The sequence below is a fragment of the Paraplanobispora siamensis genome, assembly GCF_016863175.1.
Classification (GTDB): domain Bacteria; phylum Actinomycetota; class Actinomycetes; order Streptosporangiales; family Streptosporangiaceae; genus Planobispora; species Planobispora siamensis.
Genome location: NZ_BOOJ01000040.1, coordinates 1 through 20,695, shown reverse-complemented (window position 1 = coordinate 20,695; position 20,695 = coordinate 1). Strand labels below are relative to the sequence as shown.

General features: G+C 70.2%; 21 protein-coding genes and 1 pseudogene. 14 read left to right on the top strand and 8 right to left on the bottom strand.

Features of this window, described 5'->3' with window-relative positions:
- Nucleotides 1-43: 43 nt before the first annotated feature.
- The 5 genes from Psi01_RS24235 to Psi01_RS24215 all read right to left on the bottom strand — a co-directional run bounded on the left by Psi01_RS24235 (nt 44) and on the right by Psi01_RS24215 (nt 4,912).
- Nucleotides 44-175: a diguanylate cyclase domain-containing protein gene (locus tag Psi01_RS24235; RefSeq protein ID WP_204066383.1), complete on the bottom strand. Its 132-nt coding sequence runs from the start codon at nt 173-175 to the stop codon at nt 44-46.
- A 95-nt stretch (nt 176-270) separates the two neighbouring features.
- Nucleotides 271-1,506 carry a GAF domain-containing sensor histidine kinase gene (locus tag Psi01_RS24230; RefSeq protein ID WP_204066382.1) on the bottom strand — a complete coding sequence of 412 codons (1,236 nt, stop codon included), beginning with the start codon at nt 1,504-1,506 and terminating at the stop codon, nt 271-273.
- Nucleotides 1,507-2,079: 573 nt separating this feature from the next.
- Nucleotides 2,080-2,367 carry a hypothetical protein gene (locus Psi01_RS24225; RefSeq protein ID WP_204066381.1) on the bottom strand — a complete coding sequence of 96 codons (288 nt, stop codon included), beginning with the start codon at nt 2,365-2,367 and terminating at the stop codon, nt 2,080-2,082.
- A 140-nt stretch (nt 2,368-2,507) separates the two neighbouring features.
- Complete coding sequence (locus Psi01_RS24220) at nt 2,508-3,155, bottom strand: response regulator transcription factor (protein WP_204066380.1); 648 nt, start codon at nt 3,153-3,155, stop codon at nt 2,508-2,510.
- Nucleotides 3,146-4,912 carry a histidine kinase gene (locus tag Psi01_RS24215; protein ID WP_204066379.1) on the bottom strand — a complete coding sequence of 589 codons (1,767 nt, stop codon included), beginning with the start codon at nt 4,910-4,912 and terminating at the stop codon, nt 3,146-3,148. Before Psi01_RS24215 ends, Psi01_RS24220 begins: the two co-directional genes overlap by 10 nt.
- Before the next feature lie 158 nt (nt 4,913-5,070).
- Between Psi01_RS24215 and Psi01_RS24210 the strand changes: the two genes are divergently transcribed.
- From Psi01_RS24210 to Psi01_RS24195, 4 genes and pseudogenes are all read left to right on the top strand, one after another.
- Complete coding sequence (locus Psi01_RS24210) at nt 5,071-5,706, top strand: hypothetical protein (protein WP_204066378.1); 636 nt, start codon at nt 5,071-5,073, stop codon at nt 5,704-5,706.
- A gap of 192 nt (nt 5,707-5,898) precedes the next feature.
- Nucleotides 5,899-7,680, top strand: coding sequence for a serine/threonine-protein kinase (locus tag Psi01_RS24205; RefSeq protein ID WP_204066377.1), 1,782 nt, complete (start codon nt 5,899-5,901; stop codon nt 7,678-7,680).
- A 110-nt stretch (nt 7,681-7,790) separates the two neighbouring features.
- Nucleotides 7,791-7,940 (top strand): annotated as a pseudogene (locus tag Psi01_RS24200) (IS5/IS1182 family transposase); the annotation flags it as partial.
- Between the two features lie 68 nt (nt 7,941-8,008).
- Nucleotides 8,009-9,124, top strand: coding sequence for a serine/threonine protein phosphatase (locus tag Psi01_RS24195; RefSeq protein ID WP_239127979.1), 1,116 nt, complete (start codon nt 8,009-8,011; stop codon nt 9,122-9,124).
- Nucleotides 9,125-9,138: 14 nt separating this feature from the next.
- Here Psi01_RS24195 and Psi01_RS24190 read toward each other — a convergent pair whose 3' ends face one another.
- On the bottom strand, nt 9,139-9,894 hold the full coding sequence (locus Psi01_RS24190; RefSeq protein ID WP_204066376.1) for a bleomycin resistance protein: 756 nt from the start codon (nt 9,892-9,894) through the stop codon (nt 9,139-9,141).
- A 48-nt stretch (nt 9,895-9,942) separates the two neighbouring features.
- Between Psi01_RS24190 and Psi01_RS24185 the strand changes: the two genes are divergently transcribed.
- Nucleotides 9,943-10,713, top strand: a complete 771-nt coding sequence (locus Psi01_RS24185; RefSeq protein WP_204066375.1) for a TetR/AcrR family transcriptional regulator — start codon at nt 9,943-9,945, stop codon at nt 10,711-10,713.
- Between the two features lie 171 nt (nt 10,714-10,884).
- Nucleotides 10,885-11,067: a hypothetical protein gene (locus Psi01_RS24180; protein ID WP_204066374.1), complete on the top strand. Its 183-nt coding sequence runs from the start codon at nt 10,885-10,887 to the stop codon at nt 11,065-11,067.
- 82 nt (nt 11,068-11,149) lie between these two features.
- Here the strand turns inward: Psi01_RS24180 and Psi01_RS24175 are convergent, their stop codons facing one another.
- A complete protein-coding gene (locus tag Psi01_RS24175; protein ID WP_204066373.1) occupies nt 11,150-11,416 on the bottom strand; it encodes a hypothetical protein in 267 nt (88 codons plus the stop codon).
- 340 nt (nt 11,417-11,756) lie between these two features.
- On the opposite strand from Psi01_RS24175, the gene Psi01_RS24170 reads away from it, so the two are divergent.
- The 6 genes from Psi01_RS24170 (at nt 11,757) to Psi01_RS24145 (ending at nt 16,796) form a co-directional block, all read left to right on the top strand.
- Nucleotides 11,757-12,560: an ATP-binding protein gene (locus tag Psi01_RS24170; RefSeq protein ID WP_204066372.1), complete on the top strand. Its 804-nt coding sequence runs from the start codon at nt 11,757-11,759 to the stop codon at nt 12,558-12,560.
- Nucleotides 12,553-13,935, top strand: coding sequence for an ATPase domain-containing protein (locus Psi01_RS24165; protein ID WP_204066371.1), 1,383 nt, complete (start codon nt 12,553-12,555; stop codon nt 13,933-13,935). Before Psi01_RS24170 ends, Psi01_RS24165 begins: the two co-directional genes overlap by 8 nt.
- Nucleotides 13,898-14,236 carry an STAS domain-containing protein gene (locus tag Psi01_RS24160; protein ID WP_507763455.1) on the top strand — a complete coding sequence of 113 codons (339 nt, stop codon included), beginning with the start codon at nt 13,898-13,900 and terminating at the stop codon, nt 14,234-14,236. Before Psi01_RS24165 ends, Psi01_RS24160 begins: the two co-directional genes overlap by 38 nt.
- 167 nt (nt 14,237-14,403) lie before the next feature.
- The gene (locus tag Psi01_RS24155) at nt 14,404-15,156 is read left to right on the top strand and encodes a class I SAM-dependent methyltransferase (RefSeq protein WP_204066369.1); all 753 of its coding nucleotides are present in this window, start codon (nt 14,404-14,406) and stop codon (nt 15,154-15,156) included.
- A 182-nt stretch (nt 15,157-15,338) separates the two neighbouring features.
- Nucleotides 15,339-15,698 (top strand): hypothetical protein, encoded by a 360-nt coding sequence (locus Psi01_RS24150; protein WP_204066368.1) that lies wholly within the window; start codon nt 15,339-15,341, stop codon nt 15,696-15,698.
- A 405-nt stretch (nt 15,699-16,103) separates the two neighbouring features.
- Entirely contained in the window at nt 16,104-16,796 is a 693-nt protein-coding gene (locus Psi01_RS24145) for a hypothetical protein (RefSeq protein WP_204066367.1), read from the top strand.
- Between the two features lie 135 nt (nt 16,797-16,931).
- On the opposite strand, the gene Psi01_RS24140 is transcribed toward Psi01_RS24145, so the two are convergent.
- Nucleotides 16,932-17,075, bottom strand: coding sequence for an Imm10 family immunity protein (locus Psi01_RS24140; protein WP_204066366.1), 144 nt, complete (start codon nt 17,073-17,075; stop codon nt 16,932-16,934).
- 459 nt (nt 17,076-17,534) lie between these two features.
- Between Psi01_RS24140 and Psi01_RS24135 the strand changes: the two genes are divergently transcribed.
- Nucleotides 17,535-18,074: a SecDF P1 head subdomain-containing protein gene (locus tag Psi01_RS24135; protein ID WP_204066365.1), complete on the top strand. Its 540-nt coding sequence runs from the start codon at nt 17,535-17,537 to the stop codon at nt 18,072-18,074.
- A gap of 970 nt (nt 18,075-19,044) precedes the next feature.
- Nucleotides 19,045-20,400 (top strand): aspartyl protease family protein, encoded by a 1,356-nt coding sequence (locus Psi01_RS24130; RefSeq protein ID WP_204066364.1) that lies wholly within the window; start codon nt 19,045-19,047, stop codon nt 20,398-20,400.
- Nucleotides 20,401-20,695: the final 295 nt, after the last annotated feature.

Here is a 20,695-nt window from a genome sequence, read left to right as displayed (position 1 = left end):
TCGGGCCGGGTATGACGGCCACGACGGGCATCCCCTCGCGCGATTACATGCGGGCCCGGCGCGGCATCTGGCCGAAGGCCACCGGCAGCTGGTCGCCGGCCTGGTGGCCGAGAGAGTCGCCGACCTGCTTGAACCCGCCGAGGTCGGCCACCAGCACGGCGGTGCTGCGACCCATTCCGGAATACTTGGTCTGCCCCAGGGGAACGCGTCGTACGACTCAGACGTGCGGCCGACTGGAACGAGAGGGCGCGGGCGCATCGCTCGGCGATGTCAGTGTCCCGGTTTGCCGGCCGATTCCGGGCTGGGGAAGCTCAGCCGGACCCGGGTGCCCTCTCCTGGGCGGCTGTCGATGTGCGCGCTGCCGCCGTGCATGCGCACGATCTTGTCGACGATGGGCAGGCCCACGCCGGTGCCGCCGATCGCCCGGTCCTCGGCCGCCTGGGCGCGGTAGAAGTCGTCGAAGACCCGCTGCAGATCGTCGGCGCCGATCCCGATGCCGTCATCGCGCACCTCCACCGCCGGGACCGGGTCGGTGGTGACGGTGACGTCGACGCTCCCGCCGGGCGGGGTGAACTTGATCGCGTTGTCGAGTACCTGCCACAGCGCGTGCTGCAGCCGTCCGGCGTCGGCGTGAACCGGGACGCGGGACGGGGCGTGCAGGGTCAGGTGCTGGCCGGCGGCGTGGGCGGTCCCGGCGATGTCGTCGACCGCGGCGCGGGCGATGGCCACCAGGTCCTCCCCTTCCGGGGTGAAGGCAGCGGTCTGGGCGTTGAGGCTGGCCAGCAGTAGCAGCTCATCGAGCAGGACACGCAGCCGTTGGCTGTTGCGCGTGATGACCTGCATGAACTGCTGTTCGGTGGCGGGCGGCAGATCGCCGTCGTGCATCAGCTGCAGGTAGCTGGTGATGGAGGTCAGCGGAGTGCGCAGCTCGTGGTTGACGGTGCGCAAAAAAGCGTTCTTCAGCTCCTCGGCCTCGCGCAGGCGGGCGATGACCTCTTCGGACTGGCGGTGGTGGTGGCGCAGTTCCAGCAGGCCGGAAGCGCAAGCAGCCAAGGTGACCATCTGCCGGTGGCAGGCGCCCTCCCAGCGGCGCGGCCGGTGGTCGAAGACGCACACCACGCCGACCGCGACATCATGGCTGGTGATCATCGGGGCGCCCAGGTAGGACCGCACGTACGGCTCGCCGACCACCACCGGGTCGTCGCGAAAACGCGGCTCGGCCAGTGAGTCGACGACCTCCACCACCTGGCGGGCCTCGACGGTGTGCGGGCAGAACGCCACCCGCCGGCTCATGTACGCGGCAGTGGTGCCGACGTGGCCTTTGAAGTACTGCCGATCGGCGCCGATCAGGTTGACCAGCGCGATCGGAGCGCGGCAGATGTGCGCGGCCAGCTCCGCGATGGCCTGAAAGATCGGCTCGACCAGCACGTCCAGAGCGTCCAGGTCGTCCAGCTCGCGCAGCCGCGCGGTCTCGCTGTGGTCGTGGTCTGCGGTTTCTGACGTCATCGCCGGTCACCGGCTTTCCGCGGGGGAGTCGGCGGACCGGGTGCGCCCCGCCCCAGCGGTCAGGGCCGTCTGCCCCGCCTACCTCTGACCGCGGTACCAGACGACCGGCAACATCGGATGACCCTGCAGTAACCCAGCCGTTACACGCTATGCGACCACACAGCCATCTCACCTCTCGTTTCGGATGAGATTGGGCAACGGCCGACATTGCCCACGCGGCTGATCGACAGCGGCAGGCGCGGCGATCACGCTTACGTGCGGGTTCGATCCCTACACAAGAAGCAGACAAAACCTCCCAAAGGGTAGGAGTCCTCTTTGGGGGGTGGGGCAGATGGGGACAGTCGATACGGTCGATCACGGCGACCGCGAGCACCGGTGCGAGCAGCTGGTACCGGAGCTCGCCGGGTGGACTTTTGCGCATCAGCCGCCCTGTGCGGCTTGGAGAGGATCCGAAGCCAGGGCCCTGCAGGCCACGGGCTCCCCGCTCGGCTTCTCATAGGTCGGCGACGAACGTGCTCTCCAACGGGACGAATCCATGCCGCCGGTAGAAACGGATCGCACCCTCATTCGCGGCTAGGCCGTCACCCGCAGCTGGACTGCGCCTCTGTCTTCGGCCCACGTTCTGAACCGCTCGACGAGCTGCGCTCCCACCTTCCGCCCACGCCATGGTGCCAGTACGTTCGGGTCGGCCAGATTCCCCTTCTCGTACTCCAGGGCGTGTTCCCGCGGCCAGCCGGGGTTGCGCAACCGATCACGGGCCGCACCGTCCTCGATGAACAGTGCGCTGCCCGACGCCACCAGGCCGTCGATGTCCGCCATGGTCGCCTGACGAACCGCTACGTCCTTCAATGCCGGCTCCATGAAATGCGAGCGTACTTGGACGCTTAATCGGCCGGCGAGCACATTACGGCCGGTACGCCTGCCGTACGGTTCGCACGGCAGGACGAGGAACGACTTGCCGAGGTCATGCGCGGCCCGGGCACGGCGGAGGGCTCGGCCGGTCAGCGGTGTTGCAGGAACGTCAGCACCGCGAGCACCCGGCGGTTGTCGGCCGCTCCGTCCGGCAGGCCGAGCTTGTGGAAGACGTGCCGGATGTGCGTGCCGACGGTGTTGGCAGACACGTAGAGCCGTTCGGCGATGCCTCGGTCCGAGAGTCCTTCGGCCATGAGCTGGAGAACCTCGCGTTCCCGGGTGCTCAGGCGGTCGATCGGATCGTCACGCTGACCCGCGGCGAGCAGTTCGCCCACGACCTCCGGATCGACCAGGACACCGCCGTCGGCCAGGCGCCGCAGTGCCTGGCTCAGGTGCAGCGGCTCCAGGACGCGCTCCTTGAGCAGGTAGCCGATCCCGCCCGTGCCGTCGCTCAGGAGCCGGGAGGCGTACTCGGGCATGGCATACTGCGACAGCACGAGAACGGCCAGTTGCGGCCGGGCTGCACGGAGCGCCGCCGCAAGCTGTATGCCCTCGTCGGTGAACGTCGGCGGCATGCGGATGTCCAGGATGACGGCGTCGGGGGTCCCGGCGGCGACCGCTGCCGCGACGCGCTCCGGGCGGCCGACCACGTCGACGACGTGGTGGCCTTCCGCCTCGAGCAGACGGCGCAGGCCTTCACGGATGATGACTGAGTCGTCGACGACGATCACGCGCATGGCAGCTCCGCCCTCAGGGTCGTCCCCCGGCCCGGAGGAGACGAGATCTCCAGCTGCCCGCCGACGGCCTCGACGCGGTCGAGCAGGCCCCGCAGCCCCGCCCCGGCTCGCACCGAGGCCCCGCCGGGGCCGTCGTCAGCGACCTCGACCGTCAGCCGTTCCCCATCGAGGGAGGCGGAGACCCGGGCACCGGCTCCGCGGGCGTGCTTGGTGACGTTCTGCAGAGCCTCGCTGACCAGATAGTAGGCGGTGGCCTCGATCACCGGGTCGAGGCGCCGGCCGACGCGGACATCCACGCCGACCCGGGTGCCGGAGCGGCGGGCGAGCGCGGCCAGCGCGGGAGCGAGCCCCTGGTCGGTCAGTACGGCGGGGCGGATTCCCTGGGCCAGCTCGCGCAGTTCCCAGATGGCCGAGCGGAGTTCCCGTTCCAGCTCGCCGACGAGTTCGCGCTCGGCCGGGCTCGTCAACCGGCCGCGCAGGACACCGAGTGTGAGCCCGACGCCCAGGAGTCGTTGCTGGGCGCCGTCGTGGAGGTCGCGCTCCAGCCGCTGCCGTTCGGCGTCGGCGGCGGTCGTGATCCGCTGCCGGGAGGCCTGGACCTCGGCGAGCTGGGCCCGCACCTGTGCGTGCAGCCGCGCGTTGTCGAGGGCCAGCCGGGCGGCCACCGCTGCGGCGTCCAGCAGTTCCCGGTGCTCCTCCAGGTCGGGATCGTGCACCAGCACCGCGACCGGTGGATCCCCCAGCGGAGTGAGGGACCGCCCGCCGTCGCTCCCCGGGTCGTACGGCCTGCCGTTCCCGTCGACCAGTCCGTCCGCGAGCGGGAACGCCACCCGCAGGGTGGGATCGCGCAGGGTCTCCCGCAACGCGCTCTCCACCGTGTCGGCCGAAGCGTGTTCGAGCCGGCCGACCAGCGCGCCGACCGAGGCGAACGCCAGCCGTTCGCGCAGCAGCCCGAAGAAGAACGGTACGGGGAGCGCGATGACTGCTCCCCAGTGGTGTCCGTAGTGGAAGAACGCTCCCAGCGGGGATCGGGGCGATCCGGTCGTCACAATGAGCCCGAAGACGGTGAAGAGCGCTACAGAGACGCCCGACACGCCGGTGGCGAAGCCGAGTACCCGCCGCTGTCTCGGTCCTGAGCGCGCGGCCCGCCGTACCAGCACAGCCAGAGCGACGATCGCGAGGAGAACCCACGCGACCGTGATCACCGCCTTGAGGTGGAGGTACAGCTGGCGGTCGCCGACGAGCCGCACCGGGCTCTCGTAGCAGGCCGGCATGCAGGCCGGGCGGTCCGGGACGCGCGTGGTGAGCAGGAGCACGCTTCCCGCCACGGCCAGGAGGTAGCCGCAGGCGACGAGGGCGCGGCCGGCCCGGTCGGTGAGCCGGCCCGACGGGTAGGCCATCAGGACGTGCCCGGCCATCGCGTACTGCAGCCACAGGGTGACCCCTCCGGCGACCACGAGCAGCGGGTGGCCGGGCAGGTCGTCGGGGAGGCGGAAGCCGTACGGGTTGTGGATCGAGACCACGTAGCCCAGAGCCAGCATCCACACGCCGGTCCGGCTTCTCGGCCGCAGCCGCCAGGCCGCCAGCCCGGCCGCCGCGAAGCACACTCCGACGGCGATCTCCGACAGCAGGGCGGGCGCCGGGAGCGGGCTGTGGGCCGACCCCAGCCAGAAGCACGCCGTGGCGATCACCACGATCAGCGCGCCGTGTACGGCGAGCACCCGCGGGGAGGGCTCGGTCCCGGCAGAGGCGCTCACGGGGAAAGCATGGCACCGCGCCGGCGGCGCGGGGAGATCCACCGGCCGAAATCACGGTTTCCGGTGAGGCCGATCACTGTAACCGGTGATGCCCGCCGGCCGTCCCGGATCCCATGCTCGAAGCGACCACCCCGCCTCCGGCACACGAGGAGATGCAGATGTCCGGAACGATGCGCGTCCTGGGTTCGCTGGTGACCGTCGCCGCCTTGTCCGTGACCACCCAGATCGCGCTGTCGCCCGCGGCCCACGCCGCCGACCCCATCGAGAACTGCAGGGGCGCCCTGACCGATGAGGCGTTCATCGGGCGGGACGTCGTGGTACCGGGGAACGCCAAGCAGGACTGGCCCGAGGACCACCGGGAGAACCGGCGCCATCCCCGTAGGCTTCGCATCCACGACGTGGTGCGATTCACGGCGCGAGGGTCGGTGCAGATCGCCACATGGGGTGATCACAAGGGCCCGTGGGGGAACGGCTGGGATGACCTGGCTCCGGACAACGGCCGCTGGCCTGCGCCGGGAGAGCCGAAGTACGCCCTGCTCGTGCGCCCCGTGGCCGCCAGGGTGGTGATACTCGACGGGCCGGACCGGGGTTTGGTACTCCGGCCCGGAGCGTGGTACGTCGCGGGCGAGGACAGTGAGTGCATGCGAATCGTACGGACGTCCTCCAGGGACGATGTGACGCCCCGCTTCGAGTTCAAGATCAACGACGACAACGTCGGCGACAATAACGACGGCTTCGACGTGTTCGCGCGGGTGTGGCGGTCGTGCGTTCCGCCGATCGATTCCGGTTGCTGACACGGGGGCGGGCCGGGACTGATCCGGGGATTCGGGTCAGCCCCGGCGGTGTTCTGACGGACGGCTGCATCCGGCGGCCGATACGGACGGCTGCATCCGTCGGCCGATACGGACGGCGATCGACTTGGGACTCCGAACCGCTTGCGACGCCGTGCACACTGGGCGATCGTTGACCCGAACCCTGGGGAGGCCATGGAGACACGGCTGGTGGGACGGTTCACTCTCCTGCGGGAGCTGGGCCGGGGCGGAATGGGCGTGGTCTGGCAGGCTCGCGACGAGGAACTCGGGCGTGAGGTCGCGCTCAAGCAGATCCTGACACCCGGATATCTGTCGCAGCAGGCCGCGCAGGAGCGGCGCGACCGGATGCTCCGGGAGGCACGGGCCGCGGCACAGCTCAACCATCCGGGGGCCGTCACCGTCCACGACGTGATCCGCACCGACGACGACCTGTTCATCGTCATGGAGTACGTGCCCGCGCCGTCCCTCCAGGAACTCGTCGACCGGGACGGCCCTCTCGCCGAGCCGGAGCTCCTCCGGCTCGGACTGGCCCTGCTCGACGTGCTGGAGGAGGCGCACGCCCTCGGGATCGTCCACCGCGATGTGAAGCCCGCAAACGTGCTGATGCCGGCACGCGGCCCGAAGCTCACCGACTTCGGCATCGCCCGCCTGGAAGGCGACGTCACCCTCACCGGCGACGGCGCCTTCATGGGTTCTCCCGCGTACGTCTCCCCCGAGCAGGCACGGGGCGAGCGGGCCACCCCCGCGAGCGACCTGTGGTCGCTCGGTGTCACCCTCTACTTCGCCGCCGAGGGCCGCGCGCCGTTCGCCCGGGACAACGTCGTCGCGTGCCTGGCCGCGATCCTCACCGCGTCCCCCGCGCCACCGCGCGAGCTGAGCCTGCCCATCATGGGCCTGCTGGAGCGCGACCCCGATCGCAGGCTCACGGCCGAGGAACTCCGCGTCCTGCTGGACTGGGAGCCGCCGGACGTGCAGGCGCTCGCCGATGTGGCCCCCGCCGTCCGCCCGGCCCTCACCCGCCCGGCCATCCCCCGGCCTGCCCCGGCCGTGCCTGTTCCCCGCCGGACGCCACCGCGGGACTCCGGCTCGGACGGCACCGTGCCCGCCGTTCCGCCTCCCCGGCGCGGCGCGCTGGAGCGCACCGCCGGGATGCTGCTGATCCTGTCGGCGGTCTTGTGGGTGACGCTCTGGCTGTTCCCGTGGAACCTCAGGCTCGGGCAGTGGCTGCTGACGGCCGACCAGGTCCATCCGCTCGGCGGATTCGGCTTCTACCTTCCGAACCGGTTCGACCTCGAGTCGGATGGCGTGAGTCCGGGAGAGAGCATCTCACTGGCCATCGCGTTGTTGCCGCCCCTCGGACTGACTCTGCTCGGCCTGATGCTGCTCGGCCGGCGACGCCTCGTGACGGCGGCGCTCGCCCTCGCCCTCTGGCCCTGGTTGACCGGTCCCGCTTTAAACTTCGAAGCGATCTCCCATCTCGAGCCCTATTACCTGCCCGACCAACTGGCCGCTCTCGGGGCGACGGCCGCCGCGGCGCGGCTGATCGCCTTCCGGCGGCCGTTTCGGGGAGCGGCTTCGCTGGTCCCCGCGCTGGTCGGCGTGCTCTCCCTGCTGGCCTTCCTCCTCTTTTGGCATCCGGGCGGCCATCAGTTCGTGATCGTCGAGATCGTCTCGGTGGGCGCGGCGCTGGCCCTGACGGCGTTCCTGCCTCCTGCGGTGGCGCGGCTCTCGCTGTGGTGCTACGCGACGGTGACCGGGTTCTTCGTGCTGGTCCAGAGCGTCGATCTGCTGTGGGACATCACCCCCTTCCGCATCTATCCCGCCTACTTCGCGATCCAGGTGATCATGATGATCGTCTGCGCGGCGGCGGCGCTCAGAACCCGCCTCGGTGAGGACCGGACGGGAAGGCAGGCGGCAGCTCCCGTACCGCTTCGAGATCCATCGCACCGGGCCTGATCCTGGAGTCCCCAGGATCGGCCGCACAGCCCAGCACCGCGTGGATCTCTCGAGCAGATCCGCACCGGCCGCCTGCGCTCGGTCGAACAGGGCCGCTCCCGGCGCATCCCTACCACTACCCGGGCGTGCGGCACATCCTGCGCCAGCGCGGCATCATTCCGCGCATCGCGCGCCGCGGGGTGGAATCCAGCCAGCGCCTGGGCCGGCACCGGTGGGTGATCGAGCGCACCATCGCCCGGCTGAGCGGATACCGCCGCCTTTGTGCGTGTAGCGGGGTCTGTCCAGTGGTCGGCCGGTCCCGTGTAGCGTCTCACCCGATGATCCGATCATGAAGGGTGCCGGGTTGAAGCTGCCGGACGCACAGTCGGACATGTCCCATGCCGAGCGTGTCAGCAGATACGGCGAGGTGGCGAGCGCGCTGGCGTTGCACAGCGACCGGCAGCTCGCCGCATCGCTGGAGCAGGCGCAGACCCTGGGCGCGGGGATCGGCGGCACCTCGGTGCTGCTGGAGGTCGACGGCCTGCCGGTCTTCGCCAAGCGCATCCCGCTGACCGACCTGGAGCGCCGGCCGGGCAACGCGATGTCCACCGCGAACCTGTTCGGGGTGCCCGCGTTCTGCCAGTACGGCCTCACCGCCGTCGCCGGGCCGGGTTTCGGCGCCTGGCGGGAGCTCGCGGCCGGCGTCATGACGACCAACTGGGTCCTGGCCGGGCGCAGTGCGGCCTTCCCGCTGCTGTATCACTGGCGGGTGCTGCCGGGAGCGCCGCCGCCCACCGAGGAGCACGCCGACATCGAGGCGGTCGTGCGGTACTGGGATGGATCACCGGCGGTACGGGATCGTCTTCACGCCCTTGCCCGCGCCTCGGCCGCCGTCGTGCTGTTTCAGGAGTTCATCCCCCACACCCTCGATGACTGGCTCATCGCTCAGCGTGCCGCCGGCCAGGACGCGGCCATGGCGGCAAGTGCCATGGTCGAGTCATGCCTGCTCACCGACGTGGCCTTCATGAATGATCAGGAGTTGATGCACTTCGACGGCCACTTCGGCAACATCCTCACCGACGGACGGCGCCTGTACATCGCCGACCTCGGGTTGGCGACCTCCTCCCGGTTCGACCTGTCCAGGCAGGAGATCGAATTCCTGGAGCGCAACCGCAGCCACGACCTCGGCTACGCCCTGATGCGGCTGGTCAACTGGCTCGTCACCAACCTCTGCGGAGTGGGGGCGCCGCAGAGCGGCGGACCGGCACGACGCAATGACTACATCCGCGCGTGCGCCGACGGCGCGGACCCCGCCGGTGCCCCACCGGCCGCGGCCGCTGTGATCCGCCGGTACGCACCCGTGGCAGCGGCCATGAACGACTTCTACTGGGAGCTGTACGGCACCAGCAGGACGACGCCGTATCCGGGTGCGGAAATCGAACGTGCCCTGAGCACAGCGCGCTGATCTTCAAGGGGTGTTCACGAGCGCGGCAGAGCGGTGCCCAGGTCGGCGGCCAGTTCGGCGGCGCTCGCAAGGTCGGCGGCCAGTTCGGCGGCGCTCGCAAGGTCGGCGGCCAGTGCCTCGCGGTCGGCCGCGGACAGCTCCATCGCGCCGGCCTCGGTGAGCGCCGCGGCCGCGGCGTCGCGTGCACCCGTACGCCATCGCAGTTCGGCGAGATAGACCAGCGCGGGCAGGCGCTGAGCGGGTGGCGCGTCGGTGTGCCGGGCGAGCCCGGTCTCCAGGATGCGGATCCCGGCCGCCGCGTCACCGCGGGCGTCGGCCTGGCGTGCGGCGGCGGCCATCACCCGGGCCAGCCTGCCCTCCGACGCCGCGGGCTCGTCGCCCGCGTCGCCGTACCCGCTGATCCGCAGCCAGTTCCCGCCGGGGTCGACGACCGTGAAACCGCCGGTGGTTCCCTGCTTGCGCCGCGGCCGGGTCATCCGCGGGATCCCGGACGCCGGCACCCTCCCGAACGCGCCGCGCAGTCCCGCGGCGAAGGCGGCGTGCAGCGCCTCCGTGTCCGGGACGAGCACGACCACGCTCCCCATGGAGTCGGCGGGATCGAACGTGGGGACGGCGAAGAAGTGCAGCTCTATCCCGCCGCGGCGGACGGCTGCGTACGGGTTGGGACGCTCCTGGCGGTAGGTCACGTCGAACCCCAGGGCAGTGTAGAAAGGCAGGACGTCGTCGAGGTCACGGCAGGGCAGGCCGGGGATGGTGGACTCGGTTCGCATAAGAAACACCGTACACCGTTCGGTGTATTCGTGGCGGAAGGGTGAGAGATGGAGTATCCAGGTCGCGGCGATGCCGCGCGCACGATGGCGCTGCTCTGGGACGGGGCGCCCGTCCCCCGGCGCGGCCCGCGGCAGCGGCTCGACCTGGCCCGGATCATCGACGCCGCGATCGCCGAGGCCGACCGTTCCGGGCCGGCCGCCCTGTCGATGCGGGCGCTGGCCCAGGCACTCGGCATCGGCCCGGCGTCGCTGTACACCTACGTGCCGGGCAAGGCGGAGCTGCTGGAGCTGATGGTCGACCGCATCGCGGGCGCCCAGCCCCTCCCCGCCGCGGACGCCGGATGGCGGGCCGGGCTGCACGGCCTGGCCGCGTCCGACCTCGCCACCTTCCGCGCCCATCCCTGGTTGCTGCAGGTGGCGACCTCACGCACCGTCTTCGGCCCGAACGTCCTGACCCGCCACGACGCCGCACTGGCCCTGCTCGACGGGTACGGCCTGGCCGCGATCGACGTCGTGGGGTGCGTCACGGCGGTCGAGTCGTACACGCGCGGCGCGGCCTCGGCGGTCGTCGAGGCCGAGCAGGCGCCCGTGCTCACCGAGAGCAGCGACGACGAGTGGTGGGCGCAGCGCGCTCCGCTCCTGAGCGAGCGCATGGCCGGCCGCTTCCCGCGGCTCACCGCGCTGGAGCAGGCCGGGGCGTTCGCCGTGTCGGACCTCACTCTCCCCTATACGCTGCAGCGGGCGCTGGACCGCTTCGCCTTCGGGCTCGACCTCGTCCTCGACTCCATCGGCGCCCGGATCGCGGCGGCCCGGGACTGACCGCCCCGCGCCGGAAGGCGAATGATCGCTTCCCGCGCACGCAGTCCGGGATGCCAAGGGCTGCAGGAGATCACCGCCGGAGGATGGAGGACTCCTGCAGTGATCCGCAACTGATCCACAAGGCCGACTGAAGATCATCGTTCGTGTCCGGCGACGACAGGAGATGATCGCGTGAACAGAAAGCGCACGGCCGTAATGATCATGGCTGCGTTCTTCGCCATCGGCACCGCGCCGCTCATCGGGGCCGGTCCCGCAGCAGCGGTGCCTGACGGCGGGGGTGTTGTGGCGATTTATCCGTATGAGGACTTCGACGCCGACTGCGACAACCATCCGCACCGCTGCCCCCGGGGTTAGAGGAGAAAGTCCACGGCTGACAGCGGGTACGGCGATGCGTAGCGGGAGATGAGCCCGTCCTCAGGCCCGCGGCGGCGTCCTTCTATCGGTAGACCACCGGCTTGTTCCGCTTGCCGGGGAACACCATGATCAGCAGCTCCACGGCGCCGTCGGACGACATCAGGGCACCGCGGGGACTGTCGTAGCCGACCTGCACCACCTCGTCCCGTCCCTTGGTCTCCAGCGGCGGTTGCCGGCGGTAGACCTCGACGGTGACGCACGCATGGCCGATCTCGTCGGCCGCCCAGAAGGCCCTTGTCCACCGGTCGGGAAACGGCCGACGCCGGTTGGCGATGTGTGCGGTTTTCACCCCAGCGCCGGCTAGTCCGCTACCGCCGCGAAGGAATGACCGGCCTGGCCCGGGTGCCACATGCCGATCGCGGGGCGCGCCGACTGCCTGAGCGACGTGCTACCGGCAAGTGCTCGACCCGGTACACCGGCGCCGGCAGTCGGCCGGTCCATCCGGCACCGAGGGCGTGCTCGCCCTGGGGCGCAGCCGGCGCTGCCCGGAGGTGGTGCAGCGCCGCCAGGGCCAGGCCGCCGACGCCCCTCCGTTCCGCCGAAGGAGCCCTTGCCCGGCCGTGTAGCGCCCTGGTGCGGTGATGACACCCGGGCTATCGTGGAGGCGAGGGCCGAAGGGAGGCCCAATGATGGCGTTACTGCCTGGCTCGGGGCCGGGTGAGCCGGTCGAGTATCTGTTTCCGGTAAGCCCTGAGGTGCTGGGCGACATCCGGGCCTTCGTCACCCGCCTGGCCGAGGAGGCGGGGGTCGCCGACGGGGAGCGGGAACGGATCGTGCTGGTCACGCACGAGCTGTCGGCCAACGCGGTCGAGCACGGTGCCACCGACATGATCTATGTGCGGTGGGAGGACACCGACCAGGGTGTGTGGATCACCGTGTCCGACCAGGGCGTCTTCGAAGTCGGTGGGGCGATCGGCGAGCGCGGGCTCGGTCTGCGGATCGTCTTGGCCCTGGCCGATGAGGTCACCATCCGGCCGGGCCGGCGCGACGAGCAGGGCACCATGGTCCATCTGCGGATGCCCGTGCGCGCCGGGCGCATCAGTGCGGCAACGGCTGCCCCGGCCCCGCCCGGGCTGCTCCTCGTCGACGGCGACCGGTTCGCCGGCCGATCGCTGTCGGCGTTCCTGGAGGCCGAAGGCTACCCGACGGTGGTGGCGGGATCGGCCCAAGCCGGCCGCGCCGCATCGGCGAGCCTGCCGCGGCTGGCCATCGTCGACCTGATGACCTCCAACGGGCTGGGCGTGCAGCTGTGCGAGGAGCTCACCCGGGCGGGCGTTCCGGTCCTGGCCATGTCGATCCTTGCGCCGCCGGTGAACCTGCAAGCCGGCCGGTTCCTGCGCAAGCCGGTGCATCCGCTGGAGGTGTTGACCGCGGTGCGGCTGCTGACCGAGCCCTCCGCCGCCGGCGCCGCCCCGGATGTGCCCCATGCCTGAGCGACGACTGGTCAGCGGGCAGGCCCCGCTTGATGCGATCCTCAACGGCGGTCTGATCAACCCCTCCATCGCCCTCATCGCGGGTCTGCCGGGCAGCGGCAAGACCGTCCTGGCCCAGCAGTACGCCTTCGCCAACGGCACCGAGCAGCTGCCCGCCCTCTACCTCAGCACCGTCGCCGAACCCCTGAGCAAGATCTTGTACTTCGGCGAAGCCCTGTCGTTTTTCGACCCCGACCGCGTCGGCCGCTCAGTGCTGTTCGAGGACCTCGGCGGCGAGCTCGACGAGCACGGCCTGACCGGCGTGCTCAGCCACATCGGCAACCGGATCGCACGGCAGCCGTGCTCGCTTCTGATCATCGACAGCTTCCGGGCGCTGCGCCACCGGGTGGTCGGCGAGCGGGAGTTCGAAGGCTTCATCCACCAGCTGGCAGGCCAATTGGCCGCCACCGGCACGATGGCGCTGTGGCTGGGCGAATACCGGCGCGATGAGCTGGAGGGCTGCCCGGAGCTGGCGGTCGCCGACGCCGCCGTGCTGCTGGCCACCGAAGGCACCGGCCAGCGCGACAGCCGTGCCCTGCGGGTGCTGAAGCTGCGCGGCAGCGATTTCCGCTCCGGCGCGCACGCCTATCGCATCGAAGCCTCCGGCATCAAAGTCTTCCCCCGGCTCAGCGACATCGACGCCGGAGCGTATGAGCTGGGCGAACGGCGGGCGACCTCGGGCATCCCCGCGCTGGATGAGCTGGTCGGCGACGGCTACTGGCCCGGCTCGGCCACCTTGGTGATCGGCCCCTCGGGCTCCGGCAAGACCGTGATGGGACTGCAGTTCATCTACGGCGGGGCGCGCCTGGGCGAGCCTGGCGTCTTCGCCTCGATGCAGGAAAACCGCGTCCAGCTGGAACGGATGATCAACGGATTCGGCTGGGACGTCAAGGACCGGGCCGCCGTGCTGCGCTGCGACTCCCCCAACGACATCTACATCGACCAGTGGTACTACGACCTGCTCGAGACCATCCAATCGACCGGCGCCTACCGGCTGGTGATCGACAGCCTCGGCGATCTGGCGGCCGCCTGCCCCGATGAGAAGCGGTTCCGGGAGTTCGTCTACGCGCTGCTCAACCATTGCTCCCGGGCGGGCATCAGCGTGCTGCTCACCTACGAATCGGCTGAGCTGTACGGCCACACCCGGCTGTCGGAGCGCGGCGTGTCGCACCTGTCCGACAACGTGATCCTGCTGCAGTACCTGCGCAACCAGGCGCACGTCGGGCGAGCGCTGACCGTCTTGAAGACCCGCGCGAGCCATCACATCCCGCAGCCCCACCAATTCGACATCACCCACGATGGCATCAACATCACCGCGCCCTTCAACGCCGTTTGAGGCGCGTCCCGATCACCGTCACCCGCACACCGTGCACCTCATCGGCGAGCTGGACCGGACCACCTGCGATCTCCTGGCGGCCGCCATCGGCCAGGCGGCCCTCCCAGGCCGCGACCTCATCATCGACTGCACCCGTCTGGACTTCATCGACGCGGCCGGAATCACCGGCCTGGTGCGCGCCGCACAGATGATCGGCCCCGGACAGCTGCGGCTCACGAACATGCCCGCCGGCCTGGCCGAAATCATCGATCTGCTCGACCTTCCGGCCACGGTGCCCAACCTGCGCCGCGACAGCACCTAGCTCCATCGCCGGCGATCGCAGCGGGCAGCTCACCGGGCCGCCCGCGCCCAGGCCCGCAGCACCCGCGAAGCGCGCGCCGCGCCAGGTCGGTGGAAGTCGGCGCAGGCCGCTGAGTCACTCTCCGTAGATGTCGACCACAGCAACCTCGGAAAGGGAGGAGGCGCTCGATGAGTGAAGCGTTCTACTCGCACGCGCGGCTGTACGACCTGATGTTCCCGGGCGGCGGACCCGCAGTCGACTTCTACCGGGCCGAGGCCAATCGGCAGGGCGGGCGCGTGTTGGAACTCGGGTGCGGCACCGGGCACAAGCTGATCCCCATCGCCTCCGACGGGCATCGGTGCGTCGGTCTGGACTTCTCGTCAGAGATGCTGGCTGAGGCTCAGCGCAAGGCGAACGAGCGCGGGGCGGCGGTGGAATGGGTGCAGGGCGACATGCGGGCCTTCGATCTGGGCCGCACATTCGACTTCGTGTTCATCACAGCCAATTCCCTGCTGCATCTGCATGAGGCTGAGGATCTGGTGAGCTGCTTCCGGTCGGTCCGAAGACACCTGGCGCCTGGAGCACGGTTCGTCTTCGATGTATTCAACCCGAGCGTGCGCCTGCTCGCCGAGGCCGATGGCGTACGGCGCACCCGGCAGTCGTTGTCGTTCATGGATCCTGACCGTGGCAACGTCAGCGTCGATGTCGCTGAGATCTACGATGCGCCTGCGCAAGTCACACGCGGGACGTGGTACCTCTCGACCGACTCCGAGCCCGACTTCGTCGTCGCACCGCTCGAAATCAGGAGCGTCTTCCCACAGGAGCTGCCGCTGCTCGTCTCGCTGGGCGGCCTTCGGCTCGTCGAGCGCTTCGGCGACTGGTCTGGCCGGCCCTTTGCCGTGGATACGCCGCTTCAGCTGTGCATCTGCGAGTCCGCGTGATTGACGGTGAGAGCACCGTCCCGGTCAAGCGAAATTCGCCCTGACGAACGAGGCGTCATGCGGCTGCGCAGTCCACCGGCAGACACGCCGGCGGCGCCCATGTTTGAATCAGCAGGCCACCACGGCCGACTGCGGACAGCCCGCAAAGGCATCCCACAACGGCATTCCACGGAGGAGAGCGGATGACACAGACACGCGTGCTGGTGATCGGCCTGGATCCCGCCAAGATCCAAGGCTGGGATCCGGAGCCGATCCAGGCGGCGATGGCACGCGGCCGGGCCCGCTTCGACGATCACAACCTCGAGGCCGACTGGTGCCTGGTGACGCTCGACGACGACCCTGAAGGAACGATCGCACGGGCGCTGACCCGCACAGACTATGGCTGTGTGGTGATCGGAGGCGGCATCCGCAAGCACGAACCGTTGCTCGAGCTGTTCGAGAAGGTCATCAACCTGGTGCACCGGCACGCTCCCGGTGCAGCCATCGCCTTCAACGACAGCCCCGAGGATTGCGCCGATGCAGCTCTGCGGTGGCTGCGCTGACCTGGCAGGACCGGGTGAGGGCATCACGGCCCGCCAGGAGCACCGCAACGGAAACATACTCGACGGCAGGTCAGGGCTTTGATCACAGGCGGACCCCCGGCTGCCGGGCATCGGCGCTCCGACCCGTTACCGGGCCGTATGGCAGGGCTCTTCTCCTTCTGCTCTCCTTCTGCTCTCTTTCTGCGCCGTACCCGGATCCGCCGTGCCGTACGTCCTCGCTCCGATGCTCTCCCCGAGCTCCAATGCCCTGTGCGAGCTTGCCCCGCCCGCACTGGTCACCATGGAGCGGTGACTGGTCCTGGGGACGCCGCGGCGCAGCCGGTCGCGGAGTGCCGAGGTGCACCGGCAGCCTTACCCCTCCAACGGGCGGTGGCGCGGGATTCGATCACCTTCTAGATTCGGGGTGTGCGGAAACGGGCGTTCCTTACGGCGATCCTGGCGGCCGCGCTGCTGAGCGGCTGCGCCGAGGACGTGGTCGTGCCCTACGGACCGGCACCCACCCCGAGCGGCCCGCTGGCCCTGGCTCTGCCCGCGCCCGACAGCGGCAGGCTGCGAGCGCGGGAGTGGCCGCGCGCCTGTGACCTGTTGACCGAGGCCGACATCCGAGCGATCCTGCCGTCCACCACTCGTGTCAGCAGCACGTCGGAGGATGGCAAGTTCATCAGCACCGGCGGCGAGGCCCCGTACAACTTCGTCGTGCCGGGCGCCAGGTGCGCATACGAGGTGTTCTTTCCCGGCACCTACGATCCTTCCCGCAGCGCGTCCGTCTCCATCGAGGTCCTCTTCGCCGGCAGCCCCGAGCTGGCCCGGCAGAACTGGGACAAATTCGTCGCCGGCCCGAACAACCTGCAGTGCACCGTTGACTTTCCCGGCCTGGGCGCCGATGCCTGCTTGCGGGAGACGGTGACGAAGTATTTCACCGTGCGGAAGAAGGGCGTGATCGTTGAGATCGGCTCGCGCGATCCGAGCCTGGCCGGGGGCAGCCGCCTGGCCGGTCAGAGCGAGGAAGACGCCACCAATGGCTGGGCTGCCACCCGTGTCTGGAATGCCGAGGTGACCCCCCTGTTCGTCCGCCCCGTCCTCGCCCGGCTGCCCTGAGGCGCGGTTCCGCAGCTCCGTTCCGTCGCCGGCAGCGCGACAGCACCTGGGATCGAAACCTCTGCGCCGCAGGTGGCCGCCGGGACGGGCACCTGCAGGTTCCAAGCCGTGCTGACCATTGTCATGAAACACGCCTTACAGCACGTTGCCGTGCAGGGCGACTTCGTTGACCGCGCCGTGGGCGGTGCCCTGGTCGGCGGTGACCGCGCAGTGGGTGTCCCAGCCCAAGGCGACGTCCTGCTCGTCGGGCTCGTCCAGGGCGCACCGGAAGTCGGACATCAGGCCATCGCCGCCTGCCGAGTGAGCACCACCGCGTGCCCTGGTAGCGCAATCGCAGGAGTGACCGATGGGAGATCATCAGCGCCAGCGCGCGGCTGTATGCGCGCTCCCCCACTCCGCCAGCTGCCTGGTCGGTTCATCCGGCGGTGAGCGCCGACAGCAGCCCGCCGGACCTGCCGGCCGGTCCGCTGCCGGTGCAGGGCGGCGGCCCGGTGAGCTGATCGGGCCGCCTATCGGCTCTGGCAGCCACGGGCAGCATGCTGCGCCGAGGGCACCTACCGGTCGGCGTCGTCACCGCGGCAGCGGTGCTGATCGATGCTCGTTCCCGGTTCGCCGGTGCGTCCATCATCCGGCGAGCTGAGCCGCGATCACCCTTGTGAGGGACGCCCGGCACCGCGGCGCGGGGCTAGCGTTCATGGTCCTCAGGTGATCGCCGGCTGCCTCGTCCATGGAGCGATGATGAAGGAAACACGTGTCCCGTCCCGGCGCCGAACCCGATGGATCATCGCGATCCTGGTCATCGCGGCCATGGTGGGGGCGGGGGTGGCGATCGTCGCGCTGAACCGTTCCGGCGCGGCCGATGGGCCCCCGTTCGGGCTTGTCACTCCCTTGAGCTTCCGGCCGGTGCTGGAGGCCAAGGACGGCTCCTCCTGTACAAGCCCGGATCTACGCAGTGAGGACGGATCCTTCTGCTACCGGCTGGGTGAGGGGATGACGGTCAGGCAAGCCCGGCAGATGCGGGCGGAGAAACTGCCCGACAGCAGTCAGTGGGTGGTGGTGATCACCTTCGTCTCCGCCGACGGCGCGGCGTTCGGCCAGCTGAGCGGCCGGGCGGCGGGCCAGCCCTATCCCCGCAACCAGCTGGCCATGGTCGTGGACGGGGTGGTCGAGGCTGCTCCGACGGTCACAGACGCGATCACCGGCGGAGCCGTCCAGCTATCAGTCGGGGGGGCGACCCAGCAGGCGGCCACCGATTTCGTGCGGCGCTTCAAGCCCTGACCGGCAGGCGGATCCGAGATCGAGGCTGTTTTCGGCCGCATGCCGGCCCGGGAGGACGGCCGCGCAGCATCCGGTCCCCGCTCGGCGAGCGGTGCCGGATATGGCCTCTCAGAGCGCACCGGACGGAGCGCTGAGCCGGTCTTCCTCCATGGCCGCGACCAGCAGCCCGGTCGGCCACCTTGGGCGCGCGTCTGCTGGATTCTGCCGGGTGAGCCGATCACCGCCGCACCGTCCGTCATCGAGGAGCACTGCCGTCTGACGGCGTCGTCGAGGCGGCGGAACAGCCGGCCTTGTCCGACGACAACGGTTAGGGGATCCATTCGGCACGCAGCAGGCCCGTGGTCGCCTCCCCCGTCGCTGAAACTGCTTGCGTGAGATGCAGCGGTGCGACGTGAACGCGATGACCGGTGAAGCGGAGCCGGTGGCGGGAGCGCTACCTGTCGAGGCCGCCGAGGTGCGCGTTGTCTGCCACGTGCCCCGGTTTCTTGACGATCGCCACCGTCGGCTGCGGCCGTGACCCGGTCATGACACGGCGCGGACGAGGCGGGGACATGGCCCCGAGATAGTGGGCGCGTCGACGGGCAGGTCGCGTGCGAATCACCGAGCGTGCGGCGAAACCCGGCGGCGTGTCGTGAGTGACGCCGATCGGGATGACCGGCCGTGCGGGAGGGCCTTGAGCCGGCCTTGAGCCGGCCTTGACCCGAACCGTCCACCGCCGGACGGGAACGCGGACGGGACGCCGTGTCCGGACAAGCCGGAGGCGGACTGCGGCACGGCGACCGTACCGGTCGGCTGGTCGGAGCCGGACGGGTCGGCCGTCCAGATGGCCTCGGCCCGGCGTGCGGCCACCGATCCGGGCCACCCGGATCGGGTCGGTGCGGTCAAACGGGGCGAGGTGAACCGGCCGGGCCGCTGCGACCGTCCGTCGGGCGGAAAGTCGCGGCAAAGACGATCACGAATGGGAGAAGACATGGCTGATGACAGACAATGGGACCGGCGTTCGCTGTTGCGGGGCGCCGCCGTGGTGGCCGGTGCGGCCGCGACGGCGCCGCTGCTCGGCAAGACGGCCACGGCGCTGGCCGGCGGCGGTGACGCGGACGCGCTGTTCAAGGCCGGGAAGTTCGAGCAGGCCGGCCGCGCGTACGAGGAGATCCTGAGAAAGGATCCCAAGAACCTGCACGCGGCCCGCCGACGCGGCTACGTCGGGCTGCTGGCCAACCGGTTCCCCGATGCCGAGAGACACCTCAAGCTGGCCCTCGCGCTGGCGCCCGACGACAAGGACACCAACCGGCTCCTGGCCGACTGCTACATCCGGCAGGACAAGCTCTCCCTGTCGGCACCGCACTGGCGAGCCGCCGGCGAGGTCAGCTACGCCAAATGGTTCGCGGCGTTCTCCGGCGAGCCGTATCAGGTCCACGGCGACACCGCGCAGCTGCCCTGGAAGCAGATGGACCCGGAGCCGCTGGTGGAGGCCTCGGTCAACGGCGGGCCGACGAAGCGCTTCACGTTCTACACCGGCGCCCCGTCGCTGCAGGTGTCGGCGACGGTGGCCAAGGAGGCCGGGCTGAGCCCCGTCGCCAGCGAGAAGATCGACTACTTGAACGGCACCGTATGGGTGCACTACGGGGCGCTGAACTCCCTCAAGCTGGGCGGCATCGAGCTGCGCAACGTCCCCGTGAGCTGGTCGACGACGGAGTCGGGTGAAGACGTCGACACCGACAGCGACGGCATGATCGGCATGTGGATCTTCTACCACCTGTTGACCACCTTCGACTACGCCGGCCGTCGGCTGATCCTGCGGCGCCGGACCCCCGGAACGGCCGCCAAGGCACGCGCCGCCGCCCGGCGGGCGGGCGCCGGGCCCCTGCCGATGTGGATCGCCCGCGAGCACGCGCTCCACAGCCGGGGCAGCCTCACCGGTGCCGCCGGCTCCGACACAGGCGTGGTGGGCGTGCTCTTCGGCGGACACAGCGAGGTCGCCGGGATCGTGAACGGGGCGACGGCCAAGCAGTTGCAGATCCGCATCGACCGCGACCGCCCGGTCGAGACCTTCGTCGGCAGCCACCCGACCGTCACCTACCCCTGCTACCCGAAGGAGATGCGCCTCGGCGACGTCACCGCCAACGGCGTCTACTGCTTCACGAACCCGAACGCGAACTCGCCGCTCAGCCCCCACGGGTTCGACGTGCCGGCCGCCTTCTTCCACAGCTTCCACAAGCCCAACACCATCACCCTCGACTTCACCGACATGAACCTCTACGTCGCCCGCGGACAGGCCGCCCCGGGTGACGGGGCGTCCGGCGGTGGCGCTTCGTCCGGTGGCTAGGGCGGTCGTCCCCGGCAGACGGGACGCGGTGACCGGGCACGCGGTGACCAGGTGGGATCGCGGCGCCTAAGCCGCTCGGTCTACCGGGAGTCGTCATGGCATGTCCGCCCATTACGGTGACCCGCACGTGGTAGTCGCGCGAAGCCTGCGGCGATCCGCTGACTGATCGAGCACGGCTTCGGCCCGTCGTCGCCGGGCTGCGAGATCGACGTACTGCGATCCCGGATGTGAGGGCCGCATGTGCTCGACGACCACGCGTACGTGCCCGTGCGCAGAGGTTGACGCGAAGACCGGC